The organism is Paucibacter sediminis (genome assembly GCF_030254645.1).
GTDB lineage: Bacteria > Pseudomonadota > Gammaproteobacteria > Burkholderiales > Burkholderiaceae_C > Paucibacter_B > Paucibacter_B sediminis.
On the sequence record NZ_CP116346.1, the window covers coordinates 2,164,607 to 2,176,994 of the forward strand.

19 protein-coding genes are annotated in these 12,388 nt (G+C 69.3%); 7 read left to right on the plus strand and 12 right to left on the minus strand.

All coding sequences use genetic code 11. The annotated features are described in order from the left end of the window. Window positions 1-6: 6 nt before the first annotated feature. From PFX98_RS09875 to PFX98_RS09910, 8 genes are all read right to left on the minus strand, one after another. Window positions 7-387, minus strand: a complete 381-nt coding sequence (locus PFX98_RS09875; RefSeq protein WP_285235030.1) for a DUF6916 family protein — start codon at window positions 385-387, stop codon at window positions 7-9. Beyond that, window positions 381-890, minus strand: coding sequence for a GNAT family N-acetyltransferase (locus PFX98_RS09880; protein ID WP_285235031.1), 510 nt, complete (start codon window positions 888-890; stop codon window positions 381-383). The genes PFX98_RS09875 and PFX98_RS09880 overlap by 7 nt, the downstream gene beginning before the upstream one ends. A 6-nt stretch (window positions 891-896) precedes the next feature. Beyond that, on the minus strand, window positions 897-1,415 hold the full coding sequence (locus tag PFX98_RS09885) for a phage tail protein (protein ID WP_285235032.1): 519 nt from the start codon (window positions 1,413-1,415) through the stop codon (window positions 897-899). Between the two features lie 9 nt (window positions 1,416-1,424). Next, window positions 1,425-1,943, minus strand: a complete 519-nt coding sequence (locus tag PFX98_RS09890; protein ID WP_285235033.1) for a phage tail protein — start codon at window positions 1,941-1,943, stop codon at window positions 1,425-1,427. Between the two features lie 9 nt (window positions 1,944-1,952). Further along, on the minus strand, window positions 1,953-2,465 hold the full coding sequence (locus PFX98_RS09895; protein ID WP_285235034.1) for a phage tail protein: 513 nt from the start codon (window positions 2,463-2,465) through the stop codon (window positions 1,953-1,955). Between the two features lie 11 nt (window positions 2,466-2,476). Next, entirely contained in the window at window positions 2,477-2,779 is a 303-nt protein-coding gene (locus PFX98_RS09900) for a DUF6916 family protein (RefSeq protein WP_285235035.1), read from the minus strand. 20 nt (window positions 2,780-2,799) lie between these two features. Further along, window positions 2,800-3,492, minus strand: coding sequence for a PEP-CTERM sorting domain-containing protein (locus PFX98_RS09905; RefSeq protein WP_285235036.1), 693 nt, complete (start codon window positions 3,490-3,492; stop codon window positions 2,800-2,802). A gap of 109 nt (window positions 3,493-3,601) precedes the next feature. Further along, window positions 3,602-4,270 carry a dienelactone hydrolase family protein gene (locus tag PFX98_RS09910; RefSeq protein ID WP_285235037.1) on the minus strand — a complete coding sequence of 223 codons (669 nt, stop codon included), beginning with the start codon at window positions 4,268-4,270 and terminating at the stop codon, window positions 3,602-3,604. A gap of 99 nt (window positions 4,271-4,369) precedes the next feature. Here PFX98_RS09910 and PFX98_RS09915 point away from each other — a divergent pair, with 99 nt between their 5' ends. Both PFX98_RS09915 and PFX98_RS09920 read left to right on the plus strand, forming a co-directional pair. Beyond that, window positions 4,370-4,855 (plus strand): hypothetical protein, encoded by a 486-nt coding sequence (locus PFX98_RS09915; RefSeq protein ID WP_285235038.1) that lies wholly within the window; start codon window positions 4,370-4,372, stop codon window positions 4,853-4,855. 7 nt (window positions 4,856-4,862) lie between these two features. Continuing rightward, complete coding sequence (locus PFX98_RS09920) at window positions 4,863-6,203, plus strand: GAF domain-containing protein (RefSeq protein WP_285235039.1); 1,341 nt, start codon at window positions 4,863-4,865, stop codon at window positions 6,201-6,203. A 73-nt stretch (window positions 6,204-6,276) separates the two neighbouring features. Here the strand turns inward: PFX98_RS09920 and PFX98_RS09925 are convergent, their stop codons facing one another. Next, the gene (locus PFX98_RS09925) at window positions 6,277-6,522 is read right to left on the minus strand and encodes a hypothetical protein (RefSeq protein ID WP_285235040.1); all 246 of its coding nucleotides are present in this window, start codon (window positions 6,520-6,522) and stop codon (window positions 6,277-6,279) included. A 25-nt stretch (window positions 6,523-6,547) separates the two neighbouring features. Here PFX98_RS09925 and PFX98_RS09930 point away from each other — a divergent pair, with 25 nt between their 5' ends. Next, window positions 6,548-6,829: a DUF427 domain-containing protein gene (locus tag PFX98_RS09930; RefSeq protein WP_285235041.1), complete on the plus strand. Its 282-nt coding sequence runs from the start codon at window positions 6,548-6,550 to the stop codon at window positions 6,827-6,829. Window positions 6,830-6,846: 17 nt separating this feature from the next. Here PFX98_RS09930 and mltA read toward each other — a convergent pair whose 3' ends face one another. Next, entirely contained in the window at window positions 6,847-8,031 is a 1,185-nt protein-coding gene (mltA, locus tag PFX98_RS09935) for a murein transglycosylase A (protein WP_425334680.1), read from the minus strand. Here mltA and PFX98_RS09940 point away from each other — a divergent pair. Continuing rightward, the gene (locus PFX98_RS09940; protein WP_285235043.1) at window positions 8,030-8,167 is read left to right on the plus strand and encodes a hypothetical protein; all 138 of its coding nucleotides are present in this window, start codon (window positions 8,030-8,032) and stop codon (window positions 8,165-8,167) included. The genes mltA and PFX98_RS09940 overlap by 2 nt on opposite strands. Window positions 8,168-8,174: 7 nt before the next feature. Here the strand turns inward: PFX98_RS09940 and PFX98_RS09945 are convergent, their stop codons facing one another. Then, the gene (locus PFX98_RS09945) at window positions 8,175-10,175 is read right to left on the minus strand and encodes a site-specific recombinase (RefSeq protein ID WP_285235044.1); all 2,001 of its coding nucleotides are present in this window, start codon (window positions 10,173-10,175) and stop codon (window positions 8,175-8,177) included. Next, a complete protein-coding gene (gene apaG, locus PFX98_RS09950) occupies window positions 10,175-10,549 on the minus strand; it encodes a Co2+/Mg2+ efflux protein ApaG (protein WP_285235045.1) in 375 nt (124 codons plus the stop codon). The genes PFX98_RS09945 and apaG overlap by 1 nt, the downstream gene beginning before the upstream one ends. Before the next feature lie 38 nt (window positions 10,550-10,587). On the opposite strand from apaG, the gene PFX98_RS09955 reads away from it, so the two are divergent. From PFX98_RS09955 to PFX98_RS09965, 3 genes are read left to right on the plus strand one after another with little or no spacing between them, the layout of a single operon-like run. Further along, a complete protein-coding gene (locus tag PFX98_RS09955; RefSeq protein ID WP_285235046.1) occupies window positions 10,588-11,202 on the plus strand; it encodes a DNA-3-methyladenine glycosylase I in 615 nt (204 codons plus the stop codon). A gap of 35 nt (window positions 11,203-11,237) precedes the next feature. Next, entirely contained in the window at window positions 11,238-11,921 is a 684-nt protein-coding gene (gene rpe / locus PFX98_RS09960) for a ribulose-phosphate 3-epimerase (protein ID WP_285235047.1), read from the plus strand. Between the two features lie 18 nt (window positions 11,922-11,939). Then, complete coding sequence (locus tag PFX98_RS09965) at window positions 11,940-12,383, plus strand: low molecular weight protein-tyrosine-phosphatase (RefSeq protein ID WP_285235048.1); 444 nt, start codon at window positions 11,940-11,942, stop codon at window positions 12,381-12,383. Window positions 12,384-12,388 lie beyond the last annotated feature (5 nt).

A 12,388-nucleotide genomic window follows, 5' to 3' on the forward strand; every position in this document is an offset into this window, starting at 1 on the left:
CGGCGCTCAGGCGCGTGCGCTGTGCAGCAAGTTGAAATCGGCGCGCAGCCCCTCGCTCATGTAAAGCGCGGTGGCATGGCCATCGGCATGCTCAAGCCGGTAGAGCCCGGTGGGTACCGCCCGCTCGCCCTGCGGCGTCTCGAACACCAGCGAGAACTGCTCGCAGCCGCGCCGGGCCGGGGCTGCGCTGATGCGGGCCAGGCGCACGCTGGCCCGGGCCCCCTGGCCATCGTCAAGTTCAAAGTGCTCGCCGAGATAGGCCTGCCAATCCAGACGGCCGGAACGCCCGTCGAGGGCGGGTCTGCAACTGGCCGCCATGGCTGCGGGCGCCGCCAGGGTGGCTGCAGTGCCGAGCATGAAGCTGCGCTTGTTCATGGTGATCAACATGGCTGACTTTCCTGCGGGTGGGAAGAAAGGGCGACCGGGCTGTGGCGGATCATGTGCTGATGCACGCCATGTGGCGCGCCATCGGCCCGGAAGCCCAGGCGTTCGTAGAGCCGACGCGCCGGGTTCTGCAATTCCACATAAATGCTGACCTGCAGGCCCTGTGCCTCGGCTTCGGCGATCAGCGCACGCAGGCAATGGCCGCCCACGCCGCGGCCGCGCGCGGCCTCCAGCAGGCTGATGTCCAGCACATGCAGGGTATGCGGGCGGCGATCGACCCAGAGCCGGCCGACGGGCTGGTGGTCGAGCTCGATGATCTGGCAGAGCGCGCGCGGATACTGCTCGGCGTAGTAGCGCTGCTGCGCCTCGAACTGCATGCCGGTGAACTCGCGGCACTGCGCTTCGTCCCAGTTGGTCAGCGCCAGCTCGGCCAGGCGGGTGCTGGCATAGATGCGCTGCAGCAGGGCTTGGTCCTGCTCGGTGGCGGGGCGCAGCTGAATCGACATGGGGCCTCAGCTGCGCGGCGGGTAGATTCCCTGCATGGCGATGCAGAAGTTCACGGCCAGGTAGGGCGACCTGTTCTCGTGCGGTTGGCTGCCGCCCGCCGCGCCGTTGCTGTCGCCCGCCATCGCGACCTGGTTGCCCGGAATACGGTAAGCCAAGGCCGCGGCGGCCGGTGGCGCCAGGGCGGCGCCGGCAGGGCTGTCGGTCTGCGCCGAAGCCCCTGCCATCAAGGCATGGCTGTGCGCAGGCATCTCCGAGCTGAGCAGCGAGACGGTGCCGGAGCCTCCGCGCTCGCCAATGTCATACAAACTCAGCCCGGGCCCCTGGCCGACGCCCAGGGCAAAGCTGTCTTGGAGGTTGGGCAGGCCAAAGGTCACCTTGCCATCGCCGCCGTAATAGGTGCCCAGCAGCGAAAACAAGGCGGTGTTCTGGCTGATCGGCAGCAACTGGCCGTTGCAGGCCGCCCAACCCTTGGGCGCGAAGTTGAAACCGAACATGCGGATTTCTGCGACGAAGGGATCAGACATGGCGGGCCTCTAGCTCTGCGAAGGGAAGATGCCGAACAGCGAGATGATGTAGTTCACCGCGCAGTAGGGCGCCATATTGCTGTGTGGCTGCGATCCGCCGGCCGCCGGGATGGCACCGGCCGCCATCGGCACCGTCGGCACCGCCGTGTCATAGCTGTTGGCGCCGGTCTTGGCCAGCACCGTGCCGGCCGGGCTGCCGAGGCTGGCCAGACTCGTGGCCGCCCGCAGGGCATGCGTATGCATGGGCATTTGCGCGCTCGTCAGCGTGACGGTCTCGCTGCCGCCCAACTCGCCCAACTGGCGCGTGCTGCCTAGGCCCGGTCCGGTTCCCTGGTGCATCGGCACGCGCCCGCGCATGTCGGGCAGCGCAAAGGTCTGCTGGCCATCACCGCCATAGGTGGTACCGATCAGCTGGAAGAGCACCTCGTTCTCGCTGATCGGCAGCAGGCTGCCGTTGCAGAACGCCCAGCCGTTGGGCGCGAAATTGCCCGCGAACATGCGGATCTCTCCGACATAGGGTTGGCCCATGACGCGCTCCTAGTTTTGCGAGGGGAAGATGCCTTGCAGCGCAATGCTGAAGGCCAGCACCGCATAGGGCTGCAGGTTGTTGTGCGGCTGGCTGCCGCCGCTGCGGCCGATCGAATCGGTATGCATCAGCGCGTCGCTGCTGCCGGCCGCGGCATAGCGGTTGCTGCCGCCGCGGCCCTTGGCGGCGGGCAGGGCCAGGCCGGGTGCGTTGGCGTTGGCCAGATCGCCGCTGCCGTTCAGCCCATGCTGATGGGCGGGCAGCTGGTTCATCGTGAGCGTCACCGCCTCGGCGCCGGCGCGCTGCCCCTGCGTGCTCTGCGGCCCGACATGCATGGGGCTGCGTCCGCGCAGGTCAGGCAGCGCAAAACTTGTCTGGCCGTTGCCGCCATACATGGTGCCCAGCAAGGCAAACAGCGCCTGGTTCTGGTTGATCGGCAGTAGCTGGCCGTTGCACAGGGCCCAGCCCTTGGGTGCGAAGCCAAAGCCCAACATGCGGATTTCGCCGAGGAAGGGTTCGGACATGGCGGGTACTCCTAGTTGAAGATGGCCTCGTACTGCGTGGCGCTCTGGCTGCGGCCCACGGGTACCAGGAAGATGTGCATCGCGTCGAGTTGCGGATGGCTGATGCGATAGATGCGCTGCGGCAGCAGCGGCTGCGGCGGCCCCTCGAACAGCAGGCTGAAGGGCTGGCGGCCCTGGAACACCGGCGCCGGCAAGGCCTTGGCCTCGACCAACGCGGCACTGCAGGCGGAGCCGTCGTCCAACTGCAGTTCGAAGCGATCATCGCCCACCAGGGGGCTGAAGCGCTCCAGGGTGTCGATGGCTGCCGCTGACATGGCTGCTCCCGCTGCGGGGCTCAAGGCCTGGCCGTGCTGCGGCCGCGCCACAGCAGGCCCATGGCCAGCAGGGTCAGGGCGAGGCTGCCGGGCTCGGGCACCGGGTTGCTGGTATCCGGGCGGGTCTGCAGGTCCAGCCGCACGTCCATATAGCGGTAGACGCCGTTGAAGGTATGGGTGCCGACGAACAGCAGTTCGTCGAGATCGAAGCTGACGCTATGGGCGTCGAGCAGGTGCACAAAGTCCTGTGCCGGGCCAGGGCCGGCCAGGCCGGTGCTGCCGCTGTCGGCGAAACCGTCAAAGGCGGAGGCGAGCACGCCCACGATGGTGAAGCCGGTAATGTTCAGGCCGCTGAACACATAACGCGCATGTTCACCGGCAGCACCCAGGTAGCCGGTGCTGAAGATGCCGTTGCTGTCGGCGCCGGCCTCCAGCCTCAACCTGATGGAATTGCCGTCGAACTGGATGAACTCGTCGCTCAGCATCCAGCCGCCAACGTCGCCGCTACCGACGGAGACACCGGTGGCCACCGCGGCACTCTCGGTGGCGCTGATGGGCGTGCTGTCGGTGTTGGTGCCGTCGGTATAGCCGCCGGGCGCCAGCAACTGCACCTGCACCGGGCTGAGCAGGGCGGCATGGGCTGCCAGGCTTAGCGCGAGGCTGCCAAGCAGGGCGAACCCGCGCGCTACAAGACGTGTCGAGGCAAAGCTCATGGTGACCCCTTTCAGGCGCGCATCTGGTCGGCGCTGGTTCATGAGACCAGCTTTGCCTGGCAACGTCAGCCCCCCAAGGGTAGGGGCAGGGATTGCCTCGCCCAGCAAGTCAGGGGTGCAAATGCCGGCGCAGAAAGTCCATGCAGCGCTCCCAGGCCAGCTGGGCGCAGGCGGCGTCGAACACCTCGGGCCGCGCGTTGTTGAAGAAGGCGTGATCGGCCTGGTAGTGGTAGAGCTCGGGCTGGGCGCCGGCCGCGCGCATGCGCTTCTCCAGCGCCGCGGCGGCGGCCGGGGTGCACCAGTCGTCGCGGCTGGCGAAATGGCCCTGGAAGGGAATCTTGATCTGTGCCGGGTCGGCCAGGCCGGCCGGTGGAATGCCGTAGAAACAGACCGCGGCGGCAAGACCTGGCACATGGACGGCGGCGGCCACCGTCAGCGCGCCGCCCATGCAGAAGCCCAGCACCCCGACCTTGCGGCCGCCGGCGGCCAGGCGCTGGCAGGCTCCGCGCAGGTCCTGGTGGGTGGCGTCGACGAAGTCCAGGCCGGTCATCAGGTGGCTGGCCTCGTCGGCACTGCTGGCCAGGCGGCCGCGGTAGAGATCGGGCGCCAGGGTGGTGAAGCCGGCGGCGGCAAAGCGCTCGGCCAGGCTGCGGATATGGTCGTTCAAGCCCCACCACTCCTGGATCAGGATCAGCGCGGGGGCGCCGGCGGCGGCCTCGGCCAGGTAGCCCTGGCTGGTGGCGCCGTCGGGGCGCTGGAATTCGATCATCTGAGCCATGGTGTGCCTCGTTGAGTTGGCGGCCGGCGGCCAGGATAGCCGGCCCGCGGCGCGCAAGGCAAGCGGGCGTCGATGCGCTTGCGCTTAACATCCGGCCCCATGAGCGAGCCTCCACTGATCAGCGCCGCCGTGGCCGAGTTCATCCAGTCCGGCCTGTCCATCACCGTGGCGGCGCGGGGCGCGCGCCTGGTGCCCTCCATCGCCAAGGCGGTGGCCTGCCGCGTCGATGCCGATCGGCGCAGCGTCACCGTGCTGCTGTTTGGCGCCGGCGCCGCGGCGGTGTGCCGAGACATCGAGCACAACCAGCAGGTGGCGGTGTGCTTCAGCCGGCCCAGCAACCACGAGACGGTGCAGCTCAAGGGCAGCGATGCCCGCACCCAGCCGGCCACGCCCCAGGATGTGGCCGCGGCGCGGCGCAGCCTGGACCTGTTTGCCGAGGATCTCGGCCCGATGGGCTGGGGGCCCGGCTATGTCGACACGCTGTTCTGGCGCAACCCCGACGAGCTGCTGGCGATCCGCTTCACGCCGCAGGGCGCGTTTGCGCAGACCCCCGGCCCGGCGGCCGGCACGCGGCTGAAGGCCTGAGGCGGCGATGACGCGCGTCTCGCTCGATGCCATCCGCAGCTGCCTGGAGGGCGTGATCCCGGCCACCGTCGCCACCTGCTCGGCCGATGGCGTGCCCAACGCCACCTATGTCTCGCAGATGCAGTACCTGGACGCGCGCCATGTGGCGCTGTCCTTCCAGTTCTTCAACAAGACGCGCGAGAACATCCTCGCCAACCCGCAGGTCACCGTGCTGGTGATCGATCCGGTCACCGCCGCCACCTACCGGCTCGAGCTGCTCTATCTGCGCACCGAGACCGAGGGGGCGCTGTTCCAGAGCCTGAAGGCCAAGCTGGCGGGCATCGCCTCGCACACCGGCATGAGCGGCGTGTTCAAGCTGCAGGGGGCGGACGTCTACCGCGTGCTGCTGGTGGAGCGCGTGCCCGGGCCCGAACTGGAGCGCCCGGCGCCGGCGCGCAATCTGCTCAACGCGCTGCGCAACAGCGGCGCGCGCCTGGCCGAGTGCGGCGAGCTGTGCACGCTGTTCGACCAGGCGCTGGCCGCGCTGGTGAGCGAGTTCGGCATCCAGCACGCGCTGCTGCTGATGGCCGACGAGGGCGCGCGCTGCCTGTACACGGTGGGCAGCCGCGGCTACCCGGCCACCGGCGTGGGCTCGGAGATCGCGTACGGCAATGGCGTGATCGGCGTGGCCGCGCAGTACCGCTGCGCCATCCGCATCAGCCACATGACGATGGAGTACTGTTATGGGCGCGCCGGCCGCGCCGCGGCGCTGGCGCAAGACCTGACCCTGCAGGCCGAGATTCCCTTCCCCGGCCTGCCCGAACCGCACAGCCAGCTGGCCGTGCCCATCCTCGCCGCCGGGCGGCTGCTGGGCGTGCTGTGCGTGGAAAGCCCGGAGGATCTGCGCTTCAGCTATGACGACGAGGACGCGCTGCTGACGCTGGCCGCGCTGCTGGGGCTGGCGATCCACCGGCTGCAGCAGGAGGAGGACCATGCGCCGGCGGCGCGGGCCGCGGCCTTGCCCGCGCCCGCGGCGGCCGGGCCGACGCTGGAGTTGCGGCATTACGCGCTGAATCACAGCATCTTCATCGACGGCGACTACCTGATCAAGGGCGTGCCGGGGGCGATCCTGTGGAAGCTGCTGCGCCAGCACCGCGAGAGCGGGCGCGACGAATTCAGCAACCGCGAGCTGCGCATGGCCGGGGATCTGGGCCTGCCCGAGGTGGCCGACAACCTCGAGGCGCGTTTGATTCTGTTGCAGCGCCGGCTCGACGAACGCTGCCCGTATATGGCGATCGAGAAGACCGGCCGTGGTCAGTTCAGGCTCAAGATGATGTGCTCCCTAAATTTGGTTGAGGCCGAGACATAGGCCTGGGCTCAACGATAGGAGCGTGGCGCCGCGCGCGCTCGTAAATCTTGCTTCGCGCGATCTTAAGAAATTGCTAAGTGCCGGCCTGCATCAGCGCGATCAGCTCCTGGGTGAACTCGAGCGCCTCCTCCGGGGTGGCGAAGTAATACTCGCCGCCCAGGTCGGCCACATCGCCCTCGGGCCCCACATGCACCACCGACCAGCCCTCGGCGCCGCCGCCGATCGCGCAGATGCCGAAGCTGCCGGGCGCCAGCTCGCGGGCGCTGCCGGAGGTGACGAAGATGTCGCGGCCGAGGTGGGTGTGGTAGCGTTTTAGCAAGCAAATACTTTTCGAGGGTGACGAGATGACCAAGGCGATCTGGAACGGCGTGGTGCTGGCGGAGAGCGAGGATACCGTGGTGCTGGAAGGCAACCACTACTTCCCCGCCGACAGCCTCAAGCGCGAATACACCAGCTTCAGCAACCACCGCAGCAGCAGCGACAAGGGCCAGGCCCAGTACCTGAGCCTGTTCGTGAACGGCGAGCTGAACCCCGATGCGGTCTGGTTCTACCCCGAGCCCAGCGAGTCCGCGGCCGCCATCAAGGGCCGCTACGCGTTCTGGAAGGGCGTGCAAATCATTGATTGAGCGTCGATTGAGTTCGATCAGCTGCGCGGCCACAGCACCCACATGCGCAGCGGCTGCTTCATGCGGCCGGCCTGTGCCTCGGCCTCGCTGCCCCAGCCCCAGAAATAGTCGGCCCGCACCGCGCCGGTGATGGCGCTGCCGGTGTCCTGCGCCATCACCAGGCGGCGCAGCGGCTGGTTGGAGAGCGGCTCGCTGGTGTCCAGCCAGACCGGTGTGCCATAGGGAATGCTGGCGCGGTCCACCGCGATCGAGCGGCCCGGCGTGAGCGGCACGCCCTGGGCGCCGCGCGGGCCCAGGGCCGGGTCGGGCAGGGCCTCCTCGCGGAAGAACACATAGCGCGGGTTGCTCCACAGCAGCTCGCCGAGGCGCTGCGGATTGCGGCGCGCCCAGTCCTTGATGGCCGGCCAGGAGGCCTCGCCGGCGCGCAGCTCGCCGCGCTCGATCAGGCTGCGGCCGATCGACTGGTAGGGCTGGTCGTTGTGGCCGGCAAAGGCCAGCCGCAGCCATCTGCCATCGGGCAGGCGCAAGCGGCCCGAGCCCTGGATCTGCAGCACCAGCGCGTCCAGCGGGTCTTCCACATAGGCCAGCTCATGCCGCTTCAGGCGCGCGCGCAGCTCGCCATCGCTCTCGATCTGTTGGCGCGTGTAGTAGGGGCGGCGCTGCGCGAGGTCCGGCGGCGGGCCGTGCAGTGGCGTGCGGAAGTTGCCCTGCGGCGCCCGCCGCGCCTCCAGCATGGGCTCGTAATAGCCGGTGATCAGGCCCAGCGCCTCGCCCTCCAGGCTCTCCACCCGGTAGGGCTGCAGGTGCTTCATCAGGAACAGCTGGGCCTCCATGTCATCGGCCGGCGCCTGCAGGGCGGCGCGCGCGCACAAGGTAGACCAGCCGGGGGCAGGTCTTGCGCAGGACTGCAGCAGGGCGGGCCAGAGCTCGGCGGCGCGGTCCTCGCCCCAGCCGGGCAGCTCGGACCAGTCATGTGCCACCCAGCGCGCGCGCTCACGCTGCAGCACCGCGCGTTCACGCGGCGCGCTCGCCGCCGGCACGCTGGCGGGCGCGGGCTCCTGGAGCGCGGGGGCGGGAGCGGGCTCGCGCACCAGCGGCGGGGCACCGCAGCCGCTCAAGGCCAGCAGCGCGCCTAGAATCAGCGCCGCCGCGCAGTTCGCGCGGGTGCTGGAAGAGCAGAACAAAAGGGTTCGAACCGACATGGGCGTGATCTTGCTGGAAGCCTTGGGCGCCTTGGCCCTGCTGGTGTTCATTGTCTGGTGGACCATGTTCTCGGGCCGCAAGGGTGGCGAGCGCCGTCTCCCGGAAGAAGGCAAGAGCGGCGACGACCAGGCCTGAGCGGCGCTCAAGGCCGGGGCGGCAGGAAGAAGCTGCGCGGGGCGCTGCGCAGGCGTTGCCAGATCGCCCCCAGCACGCGGCGCTGGTCGTCCAGCTTGATGCCGCGCGAGCGCAGCGCCACCTTGAAGGCGAGATAGAAGCTCACGCCCAAGTTCAGGGCGCCGGTGCCCAGCACGCCGATCACGCACAGCCAGAAGGGGCTGCTCGCCATCACGCCAAGGCCCAGATTGCCGACCGCGGCGGCCAGCTGGCCGGTGGAAAGGGTGATGTGGCGCACCTCGATGGGCAGGCCGAAGAAGGCCAGCAGGGCTGGCACCAGGCCCAGCATCATGCCCAGCGAGACATTCGCCGCCAGCCCCGAGATATTGGCGCGCCACCAGGCCGCCCAGCGCTGCGCACGCGCCTGGCCCAGGCGCGCGATGATGCGCGGATTCCAGGCGATGGCGCTGTCCAGCCGGTGGAACACGAACCAGTTCTCCACCCAGCCGGCCATCAGGCTGCTGGCGAACAGCAGCACGCCGGTGAAGGCGGCGAACAGCCAGGAGGGGCCCAGCACGTTGAGCGAGTGCAGCACGTAATGGGCATCGTGCTCGCCCACCGGCGTGCCGCCGAAGAGCGCCCGGCTGAGCAGTTGCACGCCCAGCACCAGCGGCGCCACCATCAGCAGATTGCCGAGGATGCCGGCCACCTGGGAGCGGAACAGATTCGCCACCTCGTCGACAAAGCTCTCCAGGCCCTCGGGCGTGGCGATGTGCTGCAGCTTGTGCGCCATCGCCGGCGCCGTCATGGCCGGCTGCTTGGTGGCCACGGTCCAGTGCAGCAGATGGATGATGACGAAGCTCAGCGCGTAATTGGCGCCGGCCCAGAAGCCGGCCCAGAAGGCGGTGAGGCCCAGCGCCATCACCGCGAACTTGGCGAAGGTGGTGCCCACGATTACCAGGCCGCCGCCGGCGGCGCGCCTCAGCATGTCGCGGTACTCGCTGCGGTCGCGGGTGATGTAGTGCTCGCCGGTCGCGGCGCTGCGCTCGGCCACCTTGCGCGCCAGCAGCGAGTAATGGCGCGAAAACAGGGTGTGGATGCTGCGGCGCTCGTGCACCACGCGCACCAGGCCCGCCACCAGGCGCAGCAGCTCGCGCTGCGGCCGTTCGCTCACCAGGCAGTCCAGCAGGTCCTCGATGCGCTGGCTGCGCGCCAGCAGCTGCTCCACCTCGAACATCAGGTCCACCGAGACGCCATGCTCCTCCAGGTGATCGGGCACGGTGGCCGCGGCCTGGTTGCAGCGCGCCAGCAGGGCGCGGAAGAACTGCAGCGCCGGCGCGAGCGCCGCGTGGTCTTGCGTGCGCAGCGCCGCCACCACCGCATCGCCGGCCGCGGCCAGCTGCTCGAAGGGCTGGTCGCTCAGCAGCGCCTGATCCATGCGGCGGCGCATCGGCCCGGCCAGACCGGCGGCGCGCACCGCGCTCACCATCACGGTGAGTGCGCTGACGAGGGCCTCGCGCCAGTCGCGGGCGGCCTGCTCGGGCTTGAACAGCCGCGCCACGCGCTCCAGCAGCTCGTCGTCGATGGCCAGCAGCCATTGCTCGTCGGACTCGGCCGGGAACAGCAGGGCGAACAGCTCGCCCAGGTCGCGCGTGTCGGCGGTATCGGGCAGCAGGCGCTCGCGCAGGCGCGTGAAGAACTCGCCCCACAGGTCCATGCGCGGGGCGAAGCCCACCTCGGCAAACAGGCCCAGCGCATCCGCCTCGGCCCAGACCCCGCTGATCACCGCGGCAAAGCTGCGCGCATGTTCGGGGTGGCGCTCCAGCACGTTCAGCAGATGCTTGAGGCGGCGCAGCGGCAGCGGCGTGCCGCGGTCCTCGCCGGCGGGCTCCTCGTTCCTGGCGGGGGCGTGGCGCAGCCATTCGAGCAGGCGCACCAACCAGAGATTGCGCTGCACCAGCGCGGCCTTGGGGTCGGCTGCGTTGAGCAGCGCGGTGAGGTCCCAGGCGGCAGATGCCTTGTGGGCCATCAGTGCAGGCTGGCGCTGTCGGCCAGCGCGAATTCGGGCACCTCGGCGTAGAACACCTCGGCCGCCTCGGTGACGCAGAGGTAGCGGCCCTTCATGCTGCCCTGCTTGGTGGCGATCTGGGCCCAGGAGCTGTACTGGAAGCGCTCGCCCGGCTGCAGCAGCGGCTGGTGGCCCACCACCGCCAGGCCATGCACCTCCTGCACCTCGCCGCGCGCATCGGTGATCTGCCAATGCCTGGCCACCAGCTGGGCGGCGATGTCGCCGCTGTTCTCTATCGTCACGGTGTAGCTGTAGGCATGGAGATCCTGGGCGGCATCGGTCTGCTCGGCCAGGGGCTGCACTTGCACGCTGCAACGGAATTCGGGATGTGCCATGCGGGTCATTCTAGGGACCCTAGGCAGAATGCACGGCCATGAGCACCGATGAAACCTCTCTTTACATCGCCCCCGACGGCGGCGCGCGCTGCCGCTGGTGCGAGGCGCCCGGCTTTCCCGCCTATCTGCATTACCACGACGGTGAGTGGGGCTTCCCGGTGGACAACGACGTGCGGCTGTACGAGAAGCTGTGCCTGGAGGGCTTCCAGTCGGGGCTGTCCTGGCGCACCATCCTGGCCAAGCGCGAGGCCTTTCGCGCCGCCTTTGCGGGCTTCGACTTCGAGCGCGTGGCGGCATTTGGCGCGGCCGATGTCGAGCGCCTGCTGCAGGACGCCGGCATCGTGCGCCATCGCGGCAAGATCGAGGCAGCCATCCACAACGCCGCGCGCGCCATCGAGCTGCGCGCCGAATGCGGCAGCCTGGCGGCCTTCTTCTGGCGCTACGAGGAGGCGGCGCAGCCGGGCTGGCGTGCCGAGTCCGAGCGCTCGCGTGCGCTCTCCAAGGACCTCAAGAAGCGTGGCTGGAAGTTCGTCGGGCCCACCACCATGTATGCGCTGATGCAGGCCATGGGCCTGGTGAACGACCATCATCCGGCCTGCGTGACGCATGGCCGCGTGCTTGAGGCGCGGCGTGCCTTCAGGGTGCCCACCTAAAATCGTTCCGCATCAACTCCGAGCGCCTCGCCATCATGAGCACCACCTACCGCATCGCCCCCAGCATCCTCTCCGCCGACTTTGCCCGCCTGGGCGAGGAGGTGCGCCAGGTGCTGGCCGACGGCGCCGACTGGATCCACTTCGACGTGATGGACAACCATTACGTGCCCAACCTCACCTTCGGGCCGATGGTGTGCGAGGCGCTGCGCAAGCATGCGGTGAAGCCCGACGGCACGCCGGCGCCCATCGACGTGCACCTGATGGTGCAGCCGGTGGACAGCCTGGCGGTGGCCTTTGCCAAGGCCGGCGCCGATCTGGTGAGCTTCCACCCCGATGCCTCCACCCATGTGGACCGCACCCTGCAGCTGATCAAGGCCGAGGGCGCGCAGGCCGGCCTGGTGTTCAACCCGGCCGAGCCGCTGGACGTGCTGGAATGGGTGATCGACAAGGTCGACCTGATCCTCATCATGAGCGTGAACCCGGGCTTCGGCGGCCAGAGCTTCATTCCCTCGGCGCTGAAGAAGCTCGAGCAGGCGCGCCGCATCATCGAGAAGAGCGGCCGCGACATCCGCCTGGAGATCGACGGCGGCGTCAAGGTGGACAACATCCGGAGCATCGCCGATGCCGGCGCCGATACCTTCGTGGCCGGCTCGGCCATCTTCGGCAAGCCCGACTACAAGGCCGTGATCGACGCGATGCGGGCCGAGCTGGCGCGCTGAGCCTTATCATCGGCGCCCATGAGTTCCATCCTCCTCGTCTGCGTGGCCAATATCTGCCGCTCACCCATGGCCGAGGTGGTGTTCAGGGCGCGCGCCCCGCTGCTGGGCCTGGGGCGCATCGAATCGGCCGGCGTGCGGGCCTCGCCGCGCGGCAATCCGATGGACCCGCGCGCGCTCGCCGCGCTGGCGCAGCGCCAGTACAAGGCCGAGAAGAAATGGCGCTCGCGCCGTGTCGCGCCGGCGGACTTCGAGCGCTTCGACCAGATCCTGGCGATGGACCTGGAGGTGCTGGAGGCCTTGCGCGAGCAATGCCCGCCGCCGCTGCTGGCGCGCCTGGGCCTGTTTCTCGAGGACGGCGCCGAGGTGCCCGATCCCTATTACGGCAGCGCCAAGGGTTTTGAGCATGTGCTCAACCTGATCGAAGCGCGGGCCGAGCAGCTGGCCCGCAGCGTGCTGGCTTAGGGCCC

Bases quoted from the DNA above. Each gene is read 5' to 3' on its own strand.
- PFX98_RS09880 (WP_285235031.1), bottom strand. From the start codon at position 890: ATGTCGATTCAGCTGCGCCCCGCCACCGAGCAGGACCAAGCCCTGCTG.
- rpe (WP_285235047.1), top strand. From the start codon at position 11,238: ATGAGCACCACCTACCGCATCGCCCCCAGCATCCTCTCCGCCGACTTT.
- PFX98_RS09890 (WP_285235033.1), bottom strand. From the start codon at position 1,943: ATGGGCCAACCCTATGTCGGAGAGATCCGCATGTTCGCGGGCAATTTC.
- PFX98_RS09940 (WP_285235043.1), top strand. From the start codon at position 8,030: ATGGGCGTGATCTTGCTGGAAGCCTTGGGCGCCTTGGCCCTGCTGGTG.
- PFX98_RS09915 (WP_285235038.1), top strand. From the start codon at position 4,370: ATGAGCGAGCCTCCACTGATCAGCGCCGCCGTGGCCGAGTTCATCCAG.
- apaG (WP_285235045.1), bottom strand. From the start codon at position 10,549: ATGGCACATCCCGAATTCCGTTGCAGCGTGCAAGTGCAGCCCCTGGCC.
- PFX98_RS09965 (WP_285235048.1), top strand. From the start codon at position 11,940: ATGAGTTCCATCCTCCTCGTCTGCGTGGCCAATATCTGCCGCTCACCC.
- mltA (WP_425334680.1), bottom strand. From the start codon at position 8,031: ATGTCGGTTCGAACCCTTTTGTTCTGCTCTTCCAGCACCCGCGCGAAC.
- PFX98_RS09910 (WP_285235037.1), bottom strand. From the start codon at position 4,270: ATGGCTCAGATGATCGAATTCCAGCGCCCCGACGGCGCCACCAGCCAG.
- PFX98_RS09900 (WP_285235035.1), bottom strand. From the start codon at position 2,779: ATGTCAGCGGCAGCCATCGACACCCTGGAGCGCTTCAGCCCCCTGGTG.
- PFX98_RS09905 (WP_285235036.1), bottom strand. From the start codon at position 3,492: ATGAGCTTTGCCTCGACACGTCTTGTAGCGCGCGGGTTCGCCCTGCTT.
- PFX98_RS09875 (WP_285235030.1), bottom strand. From the start codon at position 387: ATGTTGATCACCATGAACAAGCGCAGCTTCATGCTCGGCACTGCAGCC.
- PFX98_RS09895 (WP_285235034.1), bottom strand. From the start codon at position 2,465: ATGTCCGAACCCTTCCTCGGCGAAATCCGCATGTTGGGCTTTGGCTTC.
- PFX98_RS09920 (WP_285235039.1), top strand. From the start codon at position 4,863: ATGACGCGCGTCTCGCTCGATGCCATCCGCAGCTGCCTGGAGGGCGTG.
- PFX98_RS09955 (WP_285235046.1), top strand. From the start codon at position 10,588: ATGAGCACCGATGAAACCTCTCTTTACATCGCCCCCGACGGCGGCGCG.
- PFX98_RS09945 (WP_285235044.1), bottom strand. From the start codon at position 10,175: ATGGCCCACAAGGCATCTGCCGCCTGGGACCTCACCGCGCTGCTCAAC.
- PFX98_RS09930 (WP_285235041.1), top strand. From the start codon at position 6,548: ATGACCAAGGCGATCTGGAACGGCGTGGTGCTGGCGGAGAGCGAGGAT.
- PFX98_RS09885 (WP_285235032.1), bottom strand. From the start codon at position 1,415: ATGTCTGATCCCTTCGTCGCAGAAATCCGCATGTTCGGTTTCAACTTC.